The organism is Pseudomonas sp. GW822-FHT02D10 (assembly GCF_058802345.1).
Window position 1 is genome coordinate 13,478 of record NZ_JBXAOB010000014.1, and the last position, 18,777, is coordinate 32,254.

Consider the following 18,777-nt stretch of genomic DNA (forward strand, 5'->3'; position numbering starts at 1 on the left):
GTGTTCGCTATTGACTTCACTTTGCCTTTCGGATTGACTGGGCTCGTGAAAGTGCAGTGAACATAATAATTAACAGCTAATAGGTGCATCATGTCGGTCCCTCTGCGTACCGTTCAACTCAACGAAGCAAACGCATTCCTTAAGAAATATCCTGAGGTTTTGTACGTCGACCTTCTGATTGCGGATATGAACGGTGTGGTGCGCGGCAAGCGCATCGAGCGCACCAGTCTTCATAAGGTTTACGAAAAAGGCATTAACCTCCCAGCCTCGCTGTTTGCCCTGGATATCAACGGCTCAACAGTGGAAAGCACAGGCCTGGGCCTGGATATCGGTGACTCTGACCGAATCTGCTACCCGATTCCCGGCACCCTGAGCATCGAGCCTTGGCAGAAGCGCCCCACCGCGCAACTGTTGATGACCATGCACGAACTCGAAGGCCAGCCGTTCTTCGCCGACCCGCGTGAAGTGCTGGCCAATGTGGTGCGCAAGTTCGACGACATGGGCCTGACCATCTGCGCCGCGTTCGAACTGGAGTTCTACCTGATCGACCAGGACAACGTGAACGGTCGTCCGCAGTCGCCACGCTCGCCGGTCTCCGGCAAGCGTCCGATGTCGACCCAGGTGTACCTGATCGACGACCTCGACGAATACGTCGACTGCCTGCAAGACATTCTCGAAGGCGCGAAAGAGCAGGGCATTCCGGCCGACGCGATCGTCAAGGAAAGTGCGCCGGCGCAGTTCGAAGTCAACCTGCATCACGTCTCCGACCCGATCAAGGCCTGCGATTACGCAGTACTGCTCAAGCGTCTGGTGAAGAACATCGCCTACGACCATGAGATGGACACCACCTTCATGGCCAAGCCGTATCCGGGCCAGGCGGGTAACGGTCTGCACGTGCACATTTCGATCCTCGATAAAGAAGGCAACAACATCTTTGCCAGCGAGGATCCCGAGCAGAACGCCGCACTGCGTCACGCGATCGGCGGTGTGCTCGAGACCCTGCCGGCGCAGATGGCCTTCCTCTGCCCGAACGTCAACTCGTACCGTCGTTTCGGCGCACAGTTCTATGTGCCGAACTCGCCGAGCTGGGGCATCGATAACCGCACCGTGGCGGTCCGTGTGCCAACCGGTTCCGCTGACTCCGTGCGCATCGAACACCGCGTTGCCGGCGCCGATGCCAACCCATACCTGCTGATGGCCTCGGTGCTGGCCGGTATTCACCACGGCCTGACCAACGAGATCGAGCCTGGCCCACCGGTCGAAGGCAACAGCTACGAGCAGAACGAACAGAGCCTGCCGAACAACCTGCGCGATGCACTGCGCGAGCTGGACGACAGCGAAGTCATGGCCAAGTACATCGACCCGCTGTACATCGACGTGTTCGTGGCGTGTAAGGAAAGCGAGCTGGCCGAGTTCGAGAACTCCATCTCGGACCTTGAGTACAACTGGTACTTGCACACGGTCTGATTGGCTAAAGCCCGTCATTTAAGGTGAAAAACCTGCGAGATTAGTGATGTACACAGAGCATGTGTCCACCGCCAATCCCCTGTGGGAGCAGCCGGTCGACGCTCGATTGCTCGCGATAGCGGTGGATCAGTCGCCATCAATGCTGAAGGTGATGGCCCCATCGCGAGCAAGCTCGCTCCCACAGTGACCGCAGTTTTCTGATCCTTAACCGACAGGCCTTAGTCCGACGACTACTTATCTCTCTGCGTTGAGTCACTTCAATGGCAATTACTCGCAGCGACTGGGAGCAACGCTTTCAGTCCTTATCAATAGAAGGTCGGGCATTCATTGACGGCCAATACTGCTCGGCACTCAGCCGCGACACGTTTGAATGCATGAGCCCGGTGGACGGTCGCTTTCTGGCGAACGTCGCCAGCACCGACGAAGCCGACGCGAATGCGGCGGTGTTGGTTGCGCGCCGCGTGTTCGAGTCCGGCGTCTGGGCCAAACTGGCCCCGGCCGAGCGCAAGCGGATCCTGATTCGTTTCGCCGATCTGATTCTGGCGAACCAGGAAGAACTGGCGCTGCTGGAAACCCTCGATATGGGCAAGCCGATCAGCGACTCCATGGCCATCGATATTCCAGCGACCGCCAACGCGATCCGCTGGAGCGCCGAGGCGATCGACAAACTCTACGACGAAGTCGCGCCGACACCGCACGATCAGTTGGGCTTAATCACCCGTGAACCGTCGGGCGTGGTCGCGGCCATCGTGCCGTGGAACTTCCCGTTGATCATGGCCAGCTGGAAGTTCGCCCCGGCCCTGGCAGCGGGTAACTCGTTCATCCTCAAGCCTTCGGAAAAGTCACCGCTGACGGCGATCCGTATTGCTCAACTGGCGCTGGACGCGGGCATCCCGAAAGGCGTGTTCAACGTCCTGCCGGGCTTCGGCCACACCGTCGGCAAGGCGCTGGCGTTGCACATGGACGTCGACGTGCTGGCCTTCACCGGCTCGACGGCGATTGCCAAGCAACTGCTGATCTACGCCGGGCAAAGCAACATGAAACGTGTCTGGCTGGAAGCTGGTGGCAAAAGCCCGAACGTGGTGTTTGCCGACGCGCCGGATTTGCGTGCGGCAGCTCAAGCTGCGGCCAGTGCGATTGCCTTCAACCAGGGCGAAGTCTGCACCGCGGGCTCGCGTTTGCTGGTCGAGCGCTCGATTCGCGAGCCGTTCATTCCGCTGCTGGTGGAAGCACTGCAAGCCTGGAAGCCGGGGCATGCCCTCGATCCAGCCACCACCGTTGGTGCAGTGGTCGATCAGCGCCAACTGGACAATGTGCTGCGCTACATCGAAATCGGCAAACAGCAGGGCGCTCAGCTGATCGCGGGAGGCAATCGCACCCTCGAAGACACCGGCGGCCTGTACGTGGAACCGGCGATTTTCGACGGCGTGACCAACGCCATGACCATCGCTCGGGAAGAAATCTTCGGCCCGGTGCTGTCGCTCATCACCTTCGACACGGCTGAAGAAGCGCTGCAGATCGCCAACGACAGCCTCTTCGGTCTGGCGGCCGGGGTCTGGACCAGCAACCTGAGCAAGGCCCACACCTTCGCTCGCGGCTTGCGCGCCGGCAGTGTCTGGGTGAACCAGTACGACGGTGGCGACATGACCGCGCCGTTCGGCGGGTTCAAGCAGTCGGGTAACGGTCGGGACAAATCGCTGCATGCGTTCGACAAGTACACCGAACTCAAAGCGACCTGGATCAAGCTCTAACACATCGACAACGGCGGTCGCAGGCGTGTGCCTGCGGCCATCGGAGAAATTTATGAAGCAAAGCTCTGTTAAACAAAATCATGTAAACAGCTACTACGCCGCGACCCGCAACGAGACTATCGATTTTCCGGTGCTCGAAGAACTGGTCGAGTGCGATGTCTGCGTCATCGGCGCGGGCTACACCGGTTTGTCGTCGGCCCTGTTCCTCAGTGAGGCGGGCTACAGCGTCACCGTGCTGGAAGCCGCCAAGGTCGGCTACGGCGCCAGCGGTCGCAACGGCGGTCAACTGGTCAACTCCTACAGCCGCGACGTCGATGTCATCGAACAGCGTTATGGCGACAAGACTGCCGAAGTACTGGGCAGCATGATCTTCGAAGGCGCAGACATCATCCGTTCGCGCATCAAGCAATACGACATCAAGTGCGACTACAAGCCCGGCGGTATTTTCGCGGCGCTGAACAAGAAGCAGCTCAAAGGCCTGGCCGAGCAGAAAAGCAGCTGGGAGCGCTATGGCAACCAGAACCTGCAAATGCTCGACGCCAAAGACATCGCTCGCGAAGTGGGTTGCGACAACTACGTCGGCGGCCTGCTGGACATGCAGGGCGGCCACATCCACCCGCTGAACCTGGCACTCGGTGAAGCCTCGGCGATCATTGGCCTGGGCGGCAAGATCTACGAGCAATCGGCAGCGGTGGAAATCACCTACGGCGAGCCGATCACCGTGCGCACCGCCAAAGGCGTGGTGCGGGCCAAGTACCTGCTGATCGCCGGCAACGCCTACCTGCCTCAAGACCTCGACAACCGCGTCACGCGCAAAAGCATGCCGTGCGGTTCACAAATCGTGGTCACCGAACCCTTGTCGGCCAAAGTCGCCAAGAGCCTGATCACCCACAACTACTGCGTCGAAGACTGCAACTACCTGCTCGACTACTACCGCCTGACCGCCGACAACCGCCTGCTGTACGGCGGCGGCGTGGTCTACGGTGCGCGCGAACCGGACGACATCGAGCAACTGATCAAGCCAAAAATCCTCAAGACCTTCCCGCAACTGAAGGACGTGAAGATCGACTACCGCTGGACCGGCAACTTCCTGCTGACCATGTCACGCATGCCGCAATTCGGCCGTATCGAGAAAAACGCCTACTACATGCAAGGCTACAGCGGCCACGGCGTCACCTGTTCGCACCTGGCCGGCAAACTGATCTCGGAAATGATCCGCGGCGACGCCGAACGCTTCGACGCCTTCGCCTCGTTGCCGCACATGCCCATGTTCGGCGGCCGCACCTTCCAGGCACCGCTCACCGCCATGGGCGCCGCGTACTACGCCATGCGTGACCGTTTCGGTATCTAGCGAAACATTCCCGGCGGCCACCCCAAAGAGGTGCCGCTGGCGCAGTCCATGTGGGAGCGAGCTTGCTCGCGATGAGGCCATACCAGTCGCCATCGATGTCGCCTGACACACCGCTATCGCGAGCAGGCTCGCTCCCACAATTTACGGCTCTGAATCGATTGGTATCAGGCCCAAAGGCCTTTTTACCCGACCATTTATCGAACCTGCTGAGCAACACCAACAAACGTGATTTAATAGCCGCCTTTCACGTTTCTGGGACAGGGAAGCGGTGTTTTTCGCGGCCAAAAGTCGCCCGCCATCCACCCCCATAACCCTTAAGTATTTCTCGCATAAGGCTGTCATGGACACGGGCTCACGACTCAAATTAGTACGCGAAAGCTACAAACTGTCCCAGCGCGAGCTGGCCCGGCGTAGCGGCGTCACCAATGCCACCATCTCCCTGATCGAACAGAATCGCGTCAGTCCCTCCGTCAGTTCCCTGAAAAAACTCCTCGAAAGCATTCCCATGTCTTTGGCGGACTTCTTCACCTTCGATCAGCCGCCCCAAGAGCACAAATACGTCTTCCGCGCCAACGAGCAGCCCGACCTGGGCCGTGATGGCCTGCGGTTGTTGCTGATTGGCGCTTCGGTGCCGAGTCGGCAGATGCGGCTGTTGCGCGAGCAATACGCGCCAGGTGCCAGCTCTGGCGAAGAGCCGATTGTGCACGTAGAGGGTGAGGAATGCGGGCTCGTTACCCGGGGCACGGTTGAGTTGACCGTGGATGGGCAGATCAGTGTGCTGAATGCCGGTGATGGGTACTACTTTCCGACGACGCTGCCGCATCGGTTTCGGAATATTGGGGCGGATGAGGCTGAGATTATTAGTGCGAATACGCCGGCGAATTTTTGATGGCGAAAGCGGCTTTGGTGGGCTTTTTGGATCTGTTACGGGTGTTGGCGGGGCAGATGTCAGCAAAAGTTTAATATTGACATTTTATTTCTAAGCAGCACAGGTAGCCCTTCGGCCTGCTATAAAAGTAATGAGTACCCAGCAACATCAATAATGACCAAGGAAGGTCTATATGTTAATCACAAGATACTGCGCCCTATTTTTATTTTTGACGCTGATTGCAAGTCGTGAATCATTCGCAGAAGAATACTATTGGAAAATTTACGAAGGTGATGTTCCATACCACCTTCAAGAAAAGCAACCCTCTCCCGAATTGGCTTGCAGATGGCTATATCAAGAAAATGACAGGGCATGGAACTACACCTCACCAGTAGCAACAGAGTACGAAAACACTTGGCACTGCCATATGATATTTGGTCGCGACCCCATAGATGACTCTTACGGAGCCGTTTCGATTGTCCGCCTTGGAAAGATTTGCACGGATGATCGAATATTCAACACGTCATCTGGGCAGTGCGAACACCAAGGCATTGATAATAGTTGCCCCTCCAGTATCGCGGGAAACCCAATAAATTTTGCAACAGGCTATAAGCTACAAACCGAAAAGGACGTTTCTGTCTCGACTCTAAATTCCAGTACAAACCCACTTGAATTCTTAAGGTTTTATAAAAGTGTTGATGGGCTGTGGACGCATAGCTATTCATCCAGACTCAGCGTTGAAGAAAATTTGATCACCCTTATCCATAACGATGGAAATCGGTCTTTTTTTGAAAAAAAAGGGGAGTCCTACGAACCTAAATCACCAGAGACAGGAAAGCTCATTAATCTGTCAAATCGCTGGAGCTATCAATCGCCCAATAGTCGCTTGCTAGAATTTGATGAGGACGGAAGATTAATCAAGCTTCTAAAATCAGGCAGCACCCTAAACATTACCTATGCAGATAAGTTTGCAACCGTCACGGATGCATTTGGTGCCACATTACAATTTACTGAAGATACGAAAAAGCAGCCGCTCAGTGTGACGACGGAAAGGGTTAAAGTTCGCTATTATTACAATGATTACAAACAATTTATTTCAATGATCAAGACTTATCCGAATCACACGGAGAAGAAACAATACTTTTATCAAGACCCCAAAGACAGCAGGCTCCTGACCGGAATTGCCGATGAACGTGGGGTACGTTATGCCACATGGACTTACGATGAACGAGGGCGCGCTATTTCAAGTGAGCACTCCGGAGGCGCAGAAAAAATCTCGGTCAGCTATAACGCGGACGGCTCGTCAACGGTCACTAATGAACTGGGCGGAAAGACCCGTTATACATTTGAGTTGGTTGAGGGCGTCAAGCGTGTTAAGTCCATCGAAGGTATGCCTTCCGCTAACTGCCCTGATAGCAATTCGAACTTTACTTACGATGATCGCGGCCACCTCGAAACAAAAACAGACAACAACGGCAACGTAACAATCTATACCCACAATGATCGTGGCCTGGAAACCTCCCGCACAGAAGCCAGTGGAACGCCCGACTCCAGAACTATTGTCACCGAATGGCACCCGACTTTATTTTCTCCCGTCCGCATCACCGAACCGGACCGGCTCATCCAATACACCTACGACGCTCAAGGACGACAACTCAGTCAAACCGTAACTTCACGCTGATTCAGAAGGATCTGATCATGCAAAAGCCGATATTTCGGGCCAGTCTGTTAGCGCTCGCCCTGAGCACAACTTTTGTCGCACCATTTTCGCAAGCTGCAGAGCGCAGTTGGTCTTTCACCTACAACGCTAAAGGCCTGATCGAGTCCTCGGATGGACCCCGAACCGATGTAAATGACATCACTCGCTACGAATACAACGCGAAAGGACATCTGACACGCGTCATTAACGCGCTTGGGCACATCACTGAGCTTTCGAATTTCGATTTTATGGGTAACCCACAAACCCTTGTCGATCCCAATGGTGTCGCCACCACCCTGACCCATGCACCGCAAGGCTGGTTAACATCAATAAGTACGGCCAATAACACCACACGGTTCGAGCACAATGCTGTCGGTGACATTACAAAGCTGATCCGTGGTGACGATAGCTGGCTAGCCTACACTTGGGACGACGCCAGGCGGCTCACGCGTATCGCCAATAACCTGGGGGAGCAAGCTGAGTTTGATCTTGATCCCATGGGTAATCGCACCGCGACACGACTGAAAGACAGTGCGGGTAATCTGACAAAACAGCATCGATGGGTGTATGACGAACTGGGCCGATTGCTGCACTCAGTGGGGGCTGCTGGCCAAACCCGTCGCCTGCAATACGACCTGAACGATAATCCCACCGTCGCTACCAATCCTCGCAATGACAGCAATAGCAGAGCCTATGACCCGCTCGACCGGTTGGTGAAGGACACTGACCCATTAAACGGTACCACTCGTTTTGAATACGACGCCCAAGACAACCTCACACAAGTCAACGACCCGCGCGGAGTGATCACTCGATATCAATATGACGGCCTCGGCAATCTGACTCATCTGATCAGCCCCGACAGTGGCACCAACACCTACCAATATGATGCCGCTGGCAACATCACACAAAAGACCGATGCTCGCAGCGTAGTCACGTCGTTCACGTACGATGCCCTCAATCGTTTGACCGCTCGCCGTTATCCGGCGAACCCAGAATTGGATACCTGGTTTCACTACGACGGCATTGCCGAAGGCAACAAAGGCATCGGCCGATTGACTGGGATAGAAGACAGCAGTGGCGTGCTGAGTTACACCTACGACGAGCAACGCAACCTCACAGTACAACGTCATATTCTGCCTGCGGAGGAAGTCACTCGGCCCGATATCCTCGGCTATGGGTACGACGGAGCCAATCGACTGAGTCGTATCGAATACCCGACAGGCTTCAGCATCGACTATCTGCGCAACTCCGCCGGGCAAGTCAGCCAGGTGCAAATGCGAGTTGGCGCAGATGAGCCGATCGGCTTCGCCAGCGACCTTGCTTATCTCCCCTTTGGCCCGCTTCAAAGCCTGACTTGGGCCAACGGCGCCACGCTTCAGCGCAGCTATGACCAGGACTATCAGTTGACAGCGCAAACCGTCGCCGGCTGGAGCAACCTGTATGACTACGATGCCAACGGCAACATCACCCAAATACAAAGTAGCCTGCTCGGCGAGTTGAACTACCGCTACGACGCGCTGGATCGTCTGACAGAAGATGCAAATGCCAGTCAGCAGCAAACCTTCAGCTATGATGCTGTGGGCAACCGCACCGACAAAACCCTCACGCCTCTAATCGAAGGCAAGGTGCAAGACAGTGCCGTCACGACGTACCGGTATGGCGCCAGCAATAACCGGTTGACCCAAATCGACGACCAAGTGGTAATCGCTGATGCGGCAGGCAATCTGACCCAGGACCGCGCTGATCGTCAATTGACCTACGATGAACAAAATCGCCTGACCCGCGTGAAAAGCGGCGACCTGACCCTGGCCGAGTTTCGCTACAACGCTCTGGGCCAACGCATCCAGAAAATCACCCCACAAGGTGTAACTGCATTCCTCTACGGGCCTGATGGGCAATTGCTGGGCGAAACCCTGTTTGGCAGCGACGGCAAAAAGCTGACGAGTCAATACTATGTCTGGCTCGATGGCCTGCCATTAGGTGGAGTAAGCGTTATTTACGATGCGACAGGTGCACTCGCCAACCGCAGCCCGTTTTATATCCACAGTGACCATCTCAACACGCCGCGTATCGTCACCAACGCCAGTCAGCACACCGTATGGCAATGGAAATCCGACGCCTTTGGTTTTGGAGAAGCCAGCGGCAGTCTGACCTTGAACCTCCGTTTTCCTGGCCAGTATTACGATGCTGAGAGTGGGCTGTACTATAACTATTTCCGGGATTACGATCCGGAAACGGGGCGCTATGTCGAAAGTGATCCGATTGGGCTGAATGGCGGCCTCAACACCTATACCTACGTGGAAGGCAATCCCCTTAAGTACGTTGACCCCACAGGGCAAAGCGCACTTTTGATCCCCGGTGCCGAAGCGGGCGCTGCAGCTGGCACATTTGTATGCCCAGGTGTAGGGACTGTTATTGGTGGCGCAATTGGTGCAGGCCTGGGCGCCGGGTTGGGTTGGTATCTCGGGGACAGGCTATTCAATGAATCTGCGGCCGATGCCAAAGAGGAAAAAAAACCTAAAGCTGGTGTTTCAGGAAAAGATGGCGCCAAAGACGTACCTAGCTGGGCAAAAGGGGAAAGGCCGTTCAAAGGTGAGTCTGGAAAGGACTTTGCAGATCGACTTTTGGGCAGCAAATATGGTGAAGGTGGCTACGACAAAGGGCCGGCTTCCGAACATAGCAAAATAAGGAAATGGGGTGATCGTTCATTCGAGTGACCCCAAAATAACGGAGATAGCCATATGGCTGTTGTTTATATAGTTACGCACACGCATGAGTTACCCGGCGGGCAAGAAGATATTAAATTTATAGGTGTCTATGACTCTAAAGAGTCGGCTGAAAAAGCGGTAGAAAGAGCAAGTCTTAAAGCTGGGTTCTTTGAGACTAAAGAAGGCTTTTTCATTGAGGAATATCAGTTGGGAAAAGACCATTGGACTGAAGGCTTTTTCACCTATACTCCGGGCGAAGATCATGAATAATTGAAGCTACTCTAGGAAAAGTCTAAATGCCCAATTGAAGTGATTACAGAGGCGATGGGAATCCATCATGCCGCTCTCGCTTCAATTCAATAGCGGTGTTGCACTCAGTTTCTGCAACCGCCGGATCAAAAAAACCGCAGCAATGCGGTTTTTTTACGGCTGAAAGCAGATTACTAGCTCTTAGGTTTATCAAGTCCACGCCGCTCAATCACCCCAAACACGTCAGCAATATCCTGAACCAGGATCCGAGCGATGTTGGTGACGGTGTTGATGTCGTTCTCGGCGTAGTCGGGGAGGCTGGTGCAGGCCATGAGGTTGAGGTATTTGAGGACGGCGTTGAGGCGTTCGCTGACGCAGGCGTGGAGGTCGCGTAGCGGGGCGTCGCTGTCGATGTACAGCACGGGATGGTCGGTGGCGAATTGGGAGCAGGGGGTGAAGCGGTGGGGCGGGTGTTGAGTCGTCATGGTGTTAATCCTAAAAAGATAAATCACAACCGTCATAACCCATTCACAGACGGAAACCGGCTGTGTCGTGCCTGACGATACTGGTGCTTTTCTCTTTAGGGCTGCGAACCCCTGTCGTCGACAATGTCAGCGACGGGTCGAATATAAGCGCCCACTTTGGCGCTCGCAACCGAGCTGTAGGACGCCCACGTGGCCATTGTGGTGAGGGATTTTGCCCCCGTTCGGCGGCGTACTCGTCGTAAACCGGGCGCTGCGGAGTGTCTGAGGAGATTGGTTGCAGGGTTTGGGGCCGCTTCGCAGCTCAGCGGGAGCAAGCTCCCTCGCCACGGTGGGTGGATTCCTACAAGAGTTTCGGAGCTGAAAATCAAAAGATCGTCCGAACGCGGCCCGAGCCTTCGGCAGCTCCTTGCCGATAGCGTGGGCGTTATGGATTTGGGACAGCCTGCGACTTCAGTAGTTTTTGAAATCGTGCTCTGTCCCGGTATTTCCCTAATTGAACGGCTCGCCAGGCGACCCCAGCGTCCTGATCGCAGCCAATCAAAATCCGATGCCTGAACGGGCATCGGATTTTTTATGCGCTGCGCCCCGTCACTGTGCGATGAAGTCGCGAATCGCCGCAATGGTCTGCGTCGGCGCCTCTTCCATCAGCCAATGTCCTGCCCCCGGAATCACCACTTCGGTGACCTTGTCCGCTGCGTTGCGCATCACGATTGCTTCATTGGCTCCGAAGGATTTTTCACCACCGATAGCCAACACGGGCATGGTCAGTCGTGTCGCCATCGACGCTTTGTTGTCGACCTCATCCTGACGAATGCTGCGGAACTGGGCGAAGGCTGCCCGCATGGCACGCGGGCGGGCATAAAGCGTGGCGTAATGCTGACGGGTTTCTTCATCCACCTTGGCGGGATCGCCCGCGAATTCGTTCCAGAACCGGTCCAGGTAGATTCGTTCACGACCGGCCACCAGGCGTTCAGCATCCGGGCCGCCGAAGTCGAAGTGCCAAAGCATCGGTGAGCGGACAATGTCGTTCCAGGGCGGAATGCCCGGCACGGGCGCATCCATCACTACCAGACGATCCGTAAGCTGCGGATAACGCGCGGCGTAGGCGTAGGCGACCATGGTGCCGATATCGTGGCCGATGACCACCGAATGTTCGATACCCAGCGCTGCCAGCACTGTACGGATGTCGCCCGCCTGGGTCTTTTTGTCATAGCCGCTGTTCGGGATCGACGACAAGCCCATGCCGCGAAGGTCCGGCACCACGACCGTGTGATCCTGGGCCAGATCGGCAGCCAGGGGCGCCCACATGTCGCCGGTATCGCCAAAACCATGCAGAAGCACCACGGCCGGCCCCTTGCCGCCGACCCGAACATAGAGTGTGAAGCCTTCTACAGGGATGTTCTGAATACGAAAGGAGGCAGGAAATGGCGTCACCTGAGCATGTGCCGGGATGCTGAGAGCAAGTAGCATAAAAGCGGTCAACAGGACACGGATCATGACGGTGTCTCCAGAGGGGCGCGTGGAAGGTGTTCGAGCTAATGGAAGGGTAGCTTGGCGGTGAGAATTGACCACGGAGCAAGGTGCACATAATCGACATGCCCCATCCACCAACGACCTTTAAAAGTAACGCTTGTACGTCAAGTCCACCACGAAACCGGCAAGCGGCTTGCCGCTTTCGCGGCAAGCCGGGTTTTAGCCAATGAGATCGGCACCTGTCGTCAGGACAATTTTTCCAAAGTGTGTGCCGGAATCGATCAGCTCGTGCGCGCCGCGAGCGTCGGCAAGCGCAAAGGTCTTGTAGATAACCGGCTTGATCTTGCCGATCTCGATGTGCGGCCAGACCTGCTGTTCGAGTTCACTCATGATGGTCGCCTTTTCCGCGGAGGTGCGCGATCGCAAGGTTGAGCCCATATGCGTTAGACGTTTCATCATCATCGGTACGACGTCGAGGTCCTTCGCCGGGCCCTTGATCACACCCACCTGAAGGATCCGGCCGTCCATGGCGGCGACGTCATAGTTTTTCTGCACGTAGTCGCCGGCAATGATGTCGAGGATCACATCGACGCCTTTTCCATCGGTGGCCTGCTTGGTTTCGGCGACGAAATCTTCCTCGAGGTAATTGATCGCGAGGTCCGCGCCTAGCGCCAGGCTGGCCTCCCGAAGCGCCGAATGCCTTCGCCAGCAGGGTCGCCGTGGTACCGATACCTGACGCGCCGCCATGGATCAACACCGATTCACCAGTAACCAGCTTGCCGCGCTGGAAAACGTTCAGCCATACCGTCATCAACGTTTCGGGCATGGCCCCCGCTTCCACCAACGTCAGGCCTTTGGGGATAGGCATCGTGTTGCAGGCGTCCGCGACTGCATATTCTGCGTAGCCACCGCCGGGAATCAGTGCGCACACCAGCTCGCCGATCTGGAGGACCGGTAATCGATCACCGACGCTTGCAGGCGAACCCATACACGCGGGGCGCATCGTATCGACCTTCAATTCCAGCCTGATGCTGCGTACTGCGGTAAAGGCCGGCCTCGGCATCGGTGAGCTTCCGATACATCTGGCTGAACACGACGGCCTCGTACAGATATGGCCGGAACCCGCACGTGGGGCGGTCTACGAAGTCTGGCTCGTCACGCATCAAGACCTTCGGCATACCGCGCGCATCGCCGCAATGATTGATGGCATCGTCTGCGCGTTCGAAGATCACGCAACCCACACAAAATAGTTGCGCCTGACTTGGCTGCGGCTGCTGCGTGTCGCGTTTCAAGTAATCTTCGACAGCGTGTCACCAGCGCCGGGCATGCAGGTCATCATCGGAGCCACCTTCCCGGCAGCACGAGGCGGGGCCATGAGTTTGATTTGGAGATAGACCACAATTTCAGCGGTTTTTGAAATCGTGGTCTGTCCCGGTATTTCACGCTAGCGACGATAGTAGCGGTGATCGTCCTCGTAGCGGTGCCGCATGTCCCGATCATGGTGGCGCTCCCAATCACGATGGCGTTCGGCTTCTCGGCGGGCTTGCTCTCTACGCCAGTTGTCTCGGCGCCAATCGTCTCTACGATCGTGCCAACGGCCGTCATGCCAGTATCGGTCGTCATGGGCAAGCAATGGCCCTGGCTGCTTGCCGGCCATACTGGCCAAGGTCGGCCAAGGGTTGCCGGCAGTCTGGACCGGAGCCTGAACGGCTGCGACTTCAGTTGCGAAAACAGGGGTTGAGGTCTTCATCTGTGTTGCTGATGCCGAGCCCACTGCCGCGAACGCGAACAGGCCGAAGAGCACCATCCGTGGGTCATGGAATTTCATAAGCGAAGACACCCTCTGATTGACAATTGGACGTGTGGCCATCTGGCTGCGGGAAACCTGCGGGTTCGTGCTTACCGAGCGGATGTGCGTATCCACATAGACCGATAAATAGGGAAAAGTTCTAGGGAGCCGCTGCTTAAATAGCCAACGGCCTCAGTGTTCGGCCCCTTTGCGTTTCCGTTGACTCAGGTCGCCCGGTAGTTCCAGACAATCTCTACAATCCTGAACGCCAGCACCACATAGAGCAGGCAAATCACGATTTGCAGGCTCAAGTGGTAGCGGGTGTTGGCAAGTTTTCTCAGGCCATCGCACATGTTCAGCAGCATCAGGATCACCGCCAGTCCGATCAGGCCCCAGCCTGCGAGCCAGCTGCCAAACAGGTGGAAAATCGGCGAAGGCGGCGAGTGAAGTGCGTCGGTGCCGACCGCCAGCAGCAGGGCGCACATCAGCAGATTTCTGAGGTTATCGAAGACTTCCTTGTTGAAACCCTGATCCAGTAAACGGCCGAACGTCGTCATCAGTGCGCGCATGGTTGAATCATCCTGTTCATTAAGCGTGTCTGTATCGGGCTCTACGGGCGATAATGCCGCGTAATCCTGTAATCAACTTAGCAAAAGAGCGCTGCCGTGATGTTCGAGATCAAGCCGTGGAACCCCGAAGTCTTTCGACAGCAGACGCGCCGCAGCACCGTGATTATTGCCGTGACCTTCATCCTGCTGGCGATGACGCTGTCCACCCTGGCCGTGATGCTGTTCGGCGAACCCGGCGGCGACAATTTTCGCTTCAACCTGGGCGGTGTCATCGCCGCCGTCGTCGTCAGCGCAGCGCTGATGAAAATCAAAGGCTGGTCCCAACCGTGGATGGCGGCGGCGGTTTACGGTTGGCAGCTCAAGCGTAGCCTGATGAGCATCACCAACGTCATGCATCACGTTACTGATGCGGTGCAGGCCGGTAACCCGAGCGCGATGAAGTTGCTGCGCTTTTATCACCTGGGACTCACGCAGATGCACCAACTGGACGGCAACACCAGCAGCCTCAGCCAAATGACTCGCGAGATCGATCAGCACAAGGCGAGCCTGGAAGCGCTGGGGATCGAGACTGAGCAGAATCAGTTGAATCCTGAATGGCTGGCGGCAGTGAAGACGAAGGAGGCATGAGTTCGATGTTCACGATCACCCACTTTGAAACCCCGTGCTCCGAGACTATTAACGACCAGATCCTGCAGATGGTCGTCGACTATTTAACCGATATCAGCACGGTGGCTATCGCGCCGAGCAACCCTCTGTATAGCGTGTATCAATACGCTATCGGTTACGAGGTTCATCTCTACCTGGAGGCTCTCGGTGGGTCGAAAGGGATTGCTGTCGAACTGATCGTCGCAATGGACGACGAGGACCCTTCGAAGGTCATCGGCTTTTTGCTGTATCTGCCGGTCAAGGACGATCCCGAGGCGTGTGGCGTAGCCTATATGGCGGTGCAAGCCAGTCATCGGCGTCGGGGTGTCGCACGGGCGATGGTGCAGGAAATGGTTGGCCGATACCCGCATGTCGAGCTGACGTGCGCTGTCGGCAAGGTTGCCTGGTTCGAATCGTTGGGGTTTCAGGTGTTGGGTGCGCGTGGTCCTCAGGTGCTGATGAATACCCGTGACCACAGCACCGGCGGCTTGATGGGCGTGCTGGACACCGCGCCGATCTACAGCTCGACAGAAGTGCGGCAGATCCATACCTATCTGCTGCAAAGACATGGAAAGCGGGCGATGCTCGATGCCGAAAAACAGCGTGATCGGCATCTGGATCAGATGACGGGCAAAGCCAAGGCTTTTGTGCGCGAGCGTCTTGGATAGACCGCAGTGCATACGGCTTCACCCGGTTGCTCCTCAAAATCAAATGACTGACTGGATGGCGCGGCAGAGGGGCCAGCAATCAGCAGTCAATCAGCCTGCCTGAACACCAACGCCTTCAAGCCGCTCTCAGCGTCGACATCGGGAAATTCCGGTGGGTTTTCCAGGCGTTGTTCGAAGCGCAGGCTCGGGGCTTCGCGGGTGACGCCGTCGATCAGGAAGTCCGAGCCAAAGGCCGGGTCGTTCATGCAGGCCAGTACGACGCCATGGCTGCTGAGCAGTTCCGGCAGGCGGCGTAACACGCGCTGATAATCCTTGGTCAGCAGAAAGCTGCCTTTCTGGAAAGACGGCGGGTCGATGATCACCAGATCGTAAGGCCCGCCGTTGATCACCTTGCCCCAGGACTTGAACAGGTCATGGCCGAGAAAGCTCACCTTGCTCAGGTCATGTCCATTCAGCCGGTGATTGTCGCGGCCACGGCTCAGGGCCGCGCGGGACATGTCCAGGTTGACGACATGCTCTGCGCCACCCTCGATGGCGGCCACCGAAAACCCGCAGGTGTAGGCAAACAGGTTCAAGACGCGCTTGCCGTGGGCATTGTCCCGCACCCAATTGCGACCGTAGCGCATGTCGAGAAACAGACCGTTGTTCTGCTTCTGACCCAGGTCCACGCGATAACGCAGGCCGCCCTCGGTGATCGTCAATGCCTCGATCATTTCCCCCAGTAGCCACTCGGTGGTGCTTTGCGGCAGATAGCGGTGTTGCAGCAATAGCGTATGAGCGCCGGACTTTTCCCATGCAGGCGACTGCGTGATTTCCATCAGCAGCTGCTTCAATGCCTCCAGTTGCGTCGGGTCAGGGTCTTTGAACAGCGAGACCAGCACCACGCCCTGCAGCCAGTCGACGGTCAGTTGTTCCAGACCCGGCCAGCACCGACCACGGCCGTGGAACAGCCGACGGGTTTCGTCGGGCACAGCTGCCAGAGCCGTCAGCAAATGGAGGTGCAGGGTGGAGAGGGCGTCAGGGTTCATCGGGCAGGGCCGGCAATTTGAAGGGGTGGCATTTTAACCACAATTGTGGCGCCAGTGGCTCTACACGGCAGAGCGTTTAAGCAATACGTCAGGCCCCGACGCCGCAAACCGTCATATTTTGAAATGCGTCACCAAGTGCTGCAGCCTGACTGCCTCACGCTCAAGATCAGCACAGGCCTCGAACGTCGAATGCAAGTTCGCCACGCCGTGACGGTTCAAAGCATCGATCTGCGCTATGTCGTCATTGATCGAAATCACCACCGCCGTTTGCTCCTCTGTGGCCGCCGCGACAGACTGGTTCATCGCGTCTATTTCACCGATGCGCAGGGCAACCCGGCCCAAACGTTCCCCCGCCTGGTTGGCTACCGTAACGCTGGTTTCGCTCTCGCGCTGGCTCTCGGTCATGGTCACCACGGCGGCTTGCGCGCCGACTTGCAGCTGCTCGATCAGGGTGTGCACTTGTTGCGCCGAGTCCTGAGTGCGGTGCGCCAGGTTGCGCACTTCATCGGCAACCACGGCAAAGCCTCTGCCTGCGTCCCCTGCGCGTGCAGCCTCAATGGCGGCGTTCAACGCCAGCAGATTGGTTTGTTGCGATATGCTGGTGATGACCTCAAGAATCTGCCCGATGCCGGCAGTCTGGGTGGCGAGGTTCTCGATGGTGATACGCGACTTGTCGATATTTCTCGACAGTCGATTGATCGCCTCGATGGTCGTTTCGACGACGTTTTGACCGTCATCGGCCAGCTGCCGGGCGTCGCTGGAACTCCGCGACGCCAGCGCTGCATTGCGGGCGATTTCAGCAGACGCCGCGCCCAGTTGATGGATGGCTGATACCACGCTCTCGGTGCGTGCCGCTTGCTCATCTGAATTGCTCATCGAAGTGCTCGACACCCGGGTCACCAACGTCGCGACTTGATTGAGACGAGCACTGGTGCCCGCCACGTCGCGAATTGATCCTTGAATGAATTCTAAAAAACGGTTGAACGACTGTGCCAGTGCACCGAACTCATCACTGGAATGGATTGGCAGGCGCTGAGTCAGGTCGCCCTCACCCTTTGCGATGTCTTCCAATGCTCGTCCCATGGCGTGCAACGGCCGCATCAGCCAACGGATCAACACGCCGAGCAACAGGATGATGATGGCGACCGTAATCAACGTGGTGGTGATCGCCAGGGTACGCAACTCACCCAGCATCGAGAACGCAGCCTGTTGGTCGATGACCATCACCACGTACCAATCGGCCGAAGCCACACCATCGACATGGGTGAATGAGATGAACTGCGAGCCGCCGCCGGTCTGGATTTCGCGGACGCCCGGAGTGGGCGAAAGCGTACTCTGTGGGAAGACTTCCTTGAGGTCCTTGAGGATGAACTGGCTGTCCGGATGGACCAGCACCTTGCCGTCGGCGCTGACGATGAAGGCGTAACCATGCCCCCCAAAATCCAGGGTGTTGATCATCTTGCTCAAGGCGTCGAGGGACAGGTTGGCACAGGCCACACCGGAACGGTCTTGATACTTCACGGGCGTCGCCACGGTCATCACCAGTTTTCCCGAAGACGCCGCGACATAGGGTTCGGTAAACACGGTTTGTTGCCTGTCTTGCGCCGCCTTGTACCAACTACGCACCCTGGGGTCGTAGTCGGCAGCACGCACGCTTTGCGGCAATGAAAACATCGAGCCGTCGCTGCCACCGTATGAAATCAGCTGAAAGTTTTCTGCATAGACCGGCAAGTCGATGGCCTTGAGGAGGCTGGCCTTATCCGTCCCCTCAACGTTGAGCCGTTGACCCAGCGTCTGGATCAACTGCATGCGACTTTCCAGCCATGCCTGAATATCGTGGGCGGTCAGCATGCCCAACTGCTGTAACTTCGCGTCAACATCGCCGCGCAAGGTTTGCCGCTGCCGATAGTCGCTGACGTAGATGAAAGCGCTGAATGCCAAGATGACGATCAGGGCGGCGGCGATCAATATTTTGTGACTGAAACCCAGGCCTTTCATCGGCACACTTCCTCGATAAGTCGACTATG

Annotated in this window: 17 protein-coding genes and 1 pseudogene; 10 read left to right on the forward strand and 8 right to left on the reverse strand. The window is 56.7% G+C overall.

All coding sequences use genetic code 11. From position 1 onward, the window contains the following. The first annotated feature begins 90 nt into the window (after positions 1-90). The 7 genes from AC1RPZ_RS20510 to AC1RPZ_RS20540 all read left to right on the forward strand — a co-directional run bounded on the left by AC1RPZ_RS20510 (position 91) and on the right by AC1RPZ_RS20540 (position 10,114). On the forward strand, positions 91-1,467 hold the full coding sequence (locus AC1RPZ_RS20510) for a glutamine synthetase family protein (RefSeq protein WP_262116820.1): 1,377 nt from the start codon (positions 91-93) through the stop codon (positions 1,465-1,467). 260 nt (positions 1,468-1,727) lie between these two features. Then, positions 1,728-3,218, forward strand: a complete 1,491-nt coding sequence (locus tag AC1RPZ_RS20515; RefSeq protein ID WP_493138895.1) for an aldehyde dehydrogenase — start codon at positions 1,728-1,730, stop codon at positions 3,216-3,218. A gap of 52 nt (positions 3,219-3,270) precedes the next feature. Beyond that, positions 3,271-4,569, forward strand: a complete 1,299-nt coding sequence (locus tag AC1RPZ_RS20520; RefSeq protein WP_493138896.1) for an NAD(P)/FAD-dependent oxidoreductase — start codon at positions 3,271-3,273, stop codon at positions 4,567-4,569. A gap of 340 nt (positions 4,570-4,909) precedes the next feature. Continuing rightward, positions 4,910-5,458, forward strand: a complete 549-nt coding sequence (locus AC1RPZ_RS20525; protein WP_054598121.1) for a cupin domain-containing protein — start codon at positions 4,910-4,912, stop codon at positions 5,456-5,458. Between the two features lie 172 nt (positions 5,459-5,630). Further along, positions 5,631-7,118, forward strand: coding sequence for an RHS repeat domain-containing protein (locus AC1RPZ_RS20530; RefSeq protein WP_493138898.1), 1,488 nt, complete (start codon positions 5,631-5,633; stop codon positions 7,116-7,118). Between the two features lie 17 nt (positions 7,119-7,135). Continuing rightward, on the forward strand, positions 7,136-9,853 hold the full coding sequence (locus AC1RPZ_RS20535) for an RHS repeat-associated core domain-containing protein (RefSeq protein ID WP_493138900.1): 2,718 nt from the start codon (positions 7,136-7,138) through the stop codon (positions 9,851-9,853). A 24-nt stretch (positions 9,854-9,877) separates the two neighbouring features. Then, positions 9,878-10,114 (forward strand): DUF7336 domain-containing protein, encoded by a 237-nt coding sequence (locus tag AC1RPZ_RS20540; protein WP_493138902.1) that lies wholly within the window; start codon positions 9,878-9,880, stop codon positions 10,112-10,114. A 173-nt stretch (positions 10,115-10,287) separates the two neighbouring features. On the opposite strand, the gene AC1RPZ_RS20545 is transcribed toward AC1RPZ_RS20540, so the two are convergent. The 3 genes from AC1RPZ_RS20545 to AC1RPZ_RS20555 form a co-directional block, all read right to left on the reverse strand. After that, complete coding sequence (locus AC1RPZ_RS20545) at positions 10,288-10,578, reverse strand: fructose-bisphosphate aldolase (protein WP_493138904.1); 291 nt, start codon at positions 10,576-10,578, stop codon at positions 10,288-10,290. A 588-nt stretch (positions 10,579-11,166) separates the two neighbouring features. After that, a complete protein-coding gene (locus AC1RPZ_RS20550) occupies positions 11,167-12,075 on the reverse strand; it encodes an alpha/beta fold hydrolase (protein WP_493138905.1) in 909 nt (302 codons plus the stop codon). Positions 12,076-12,270: 195 nt separating this feature from the next. Further along, complete coding sequence (locus AC1RPZ_RS20555) at positions 12,271-12,798, reverse strand: zinc-binding dehydrogenase (protein ID WP_493138907.1); 528 nt, start codon at positions 12,796-12,798, stop codon at positions 12,271-12,273. Between the two features lie 281 nt (positions 12,799-13,079). On the opposite strand from AC1RPZ_RS20555, the gene AC1RPZ_RS20560 reads away from it, so the two are divergent. Then, entirely contained in the window at positions 13,080-13,301 is a 222-nt protein-coding gene (locus AC1RPZ_RS20560) for a LysR substrate-binding domain-containing protein (protein WP_493138909.1), read from the forward strand. A 194-nt stretch (positions 13,302-13,495) separates the two neighbouring features. Here the strand turns inward: AC1RPZ_RS20560 and AC1RPZ_RS20565 are convergent, their stop codons facing one another. Both AC1RPZ_RS20565 and AC1RPZ_RS20570 read right to left on the reverse strand, forming a co-directional pair. Then, positions 13,496-13,879 (reverse strand): hypothetical protein, encoded by a 384-nt coding sequence (locus AC1RPZ_RS20565; RefSeq protein ID WP_493138911.1) that lies wholly within the window; start codon positions 13,877-13,879, stop codon positions 13,496-13,498. A 185-nt stretch (positions 13,880-14,064) separates the two neighbouring features. Beyond that, entirely contained in the window at positions 14,065-14,409 is a 345-nt protein-coding gene (locus AC1RPZ_RS20570; RefSeq protein ID WP_493138913.1) for a hypothetical protein, read from the reverse strand. Positions 14,410-14,508: 99 nt separating this feature from the next. On the opposite strand from AC1RPZ_RS20570, the gene AC1RPZ_RS20575 reads away from it, so the two are divergent. Beyond that, the gene (locus tag AC1RPZ_RS20575; RefSeq protein ID WP_493138914.1) at positions 14,509-15,036 is read left to right on the forward strand and encodes a DUF3087 family protein; all 528 of its coding nucleotides are present in this window, start codon (positions 14,509-14,511) and stop codon (positions 15,034-15,036) included. Positions 15,037-15,041: 5 nt separating this feature from the next. Beyond that, positions 15,042-15,722, forward strand: a complete 681-nt coding sequence (locus tag AC1RPZ_RS20580; protein ID WP_493138916.1) for a GNAT family N-acetyltransferase — start codon at positions 15,042-15,044, stop codon at positions 15,720-15,722. 86 nt (positions 15,723-15,808) lie between these two features. On the opposite strand, the gene AC1RPZ_RS20585 is transcribed toward AC1RPZ_RS20580, so the two are convergent. The 3 genes and pseudogenes from AC1RPZ_RS20585 to AC1RPZ_RS20595 all read right to left on the reverse strand — a co-directional run. Further along, the gene (locus AC1RPZ_RS20585; RefSeq protein WP_493138918.1) at positions 15,809-16,750 is read right to left on the reverse strand and encodes a class I SAM-dependent methyltransferase; all 942 of its coding nucleotides are present in this window, start codon (positions 16,748-16,750) and stop codon (positions 15,809-15,811) included. 111 nt (positions 16,751-16,861) lie between these two features. After that, the gene (locus tag AC1RPZ_RS20590) at positions 16,862-17,626 is read right to left on the reverse strand and encodes a methyl-accepting chemotaxis protein (RefSeq protein ID WP_493139123.1); all 765 of its coding nucleotides are present in this window, start codon (positions 17,624-17,626) and stop codon (positions 16,862-16,864) included. A 102-nt stretch (positions 17,627-17,728) separates the two neighbouring features. After that, positions 17,729-18,748: pseudogene (locus AC1RPZ_RS20595) on the reverse strand (HAMP domain-containing protein); the annotation flags it as partial. Between the last annotated feature and the right edge of the window lie 29 nt (positions 18,749-18,777).

Coding starts and splice junctions, on each gene's coding strand:
- AC1RPZ_RS20540 (WP_493138902.1), top strand. CDS start 9,878: ATGGCTGTTGTTTATATAGTTACGCACACGCATGAGTTACCCGGCGGG.
- AC1RPZ_RS20580 (WP_493138916.1), top strand. CDS start 15,042: ATGTTCACGATCACCCACTTTGAAACCCCGTGCTCCGAGACTATTAAC.
- AC1RPZ_RS20555 (WP_493138907.1), bottom strand. CDS start 12,798: ATGGCGGCGCGTCAGGTATCGGTACCACGGCGACCCTGCTGGCGAAGG.
- AC1RPZ_RS20565 (WP_493138911.1), bottom strand. CDS start 13,879: ATGAAATTCCATGACCCACGGATGGTGCTCTTCGGCCTGTTCGCGTTC.
- AC1RPZ_RS20525 (WP_054598121.1), top strand. CDS start 4,910: ATGGACACGGGCTCACGACTCAAATTAGTACGCGAAAGCTACAAACTG.
- AC1RPZ_RS20570 (WP_493138913.1), bottom strand. CDS start 14,409: ATGCGCGCACTGATGACGACGTTCGGCCGTTTACTGGATCAGGGTTTC.
- AC1RPZ_RS20530 (WP_493138898.1), top strand. CDS start 5,631: ATGTTAATCACAAGATACTGCGCCCTATTTTTATTTTTGACGCTGATT.
- AC1RPZ_RS20520 (WP_493138896.1), top strand. CDS start 3,271: ATGAAGCAAAGCTCTGTTAAACAAAATCATGTAAACAGCTACTACGCC.
- AC1RPZ_RS20590 (WP_493139123.1), bottom strand. CDS start 17,626: ATGAGCAATTCAGATGAGCAAGCGGCACGCACCGAGAGCGTGGTATCA.
- AC1RPZ_RS20575 (WP_493138914.1), top strand. CDS start 14,509: ATGTTCGAGATCAAGCCGTGGAACCCCGAAGTCTTTCGACAGCAGACG.
- AC1RPZ_RS20550 (WP_493138905.1), bottom strand. CDS start 12,075: ATGATCCGTGTCCTGTTGACCGCTTTTATGCTACTTGCTCTCAGCATC.
- AC1RPZ_RS20535 (WP_493138900.1), top strand. CDS start 7,136: ATGCAAAAGCCGATATTTCGGGCCAGTCTGTTAGCGCTCGCCCTGAGC.
- AC1RPZ_RS20560 (WP_493138909.1), top strand. CDS start 13,080: ATGCTGCGTACTGCGGTAAAGGCCGGCCTCGGCATCGGTGAGCTTCCG.
- AC1RPZ_RS20545 (WP_493138904.1), bottom strand. CDS start 10,578: ATGACGACTCAACACCCGCCCCACCGCTTCACCCCCTGCTCCCAATTC.
- AC1RPZ_RS20510 (WP_262116820.1), top strand. CDS start 91: ATGTCGGTCCCTCTGCGTACCGTTCAACTCAACGAAGCAAACGCATTC.
- AC1RPZ_RS20515 (WP_493138895.1), top strand. CDS start 1,728: ATGGCAATTACTCGCAGCGACTGGGAGCAACGCTTTCAGTCCTTATCA.
- AC1RPZ_RS20585 (WP_493138918.1), bottom strand. CDS start 16,750: ATGAACCCTGACGCCCTCTCCACCCTGCACCTCCATTTGCTGACGGCT.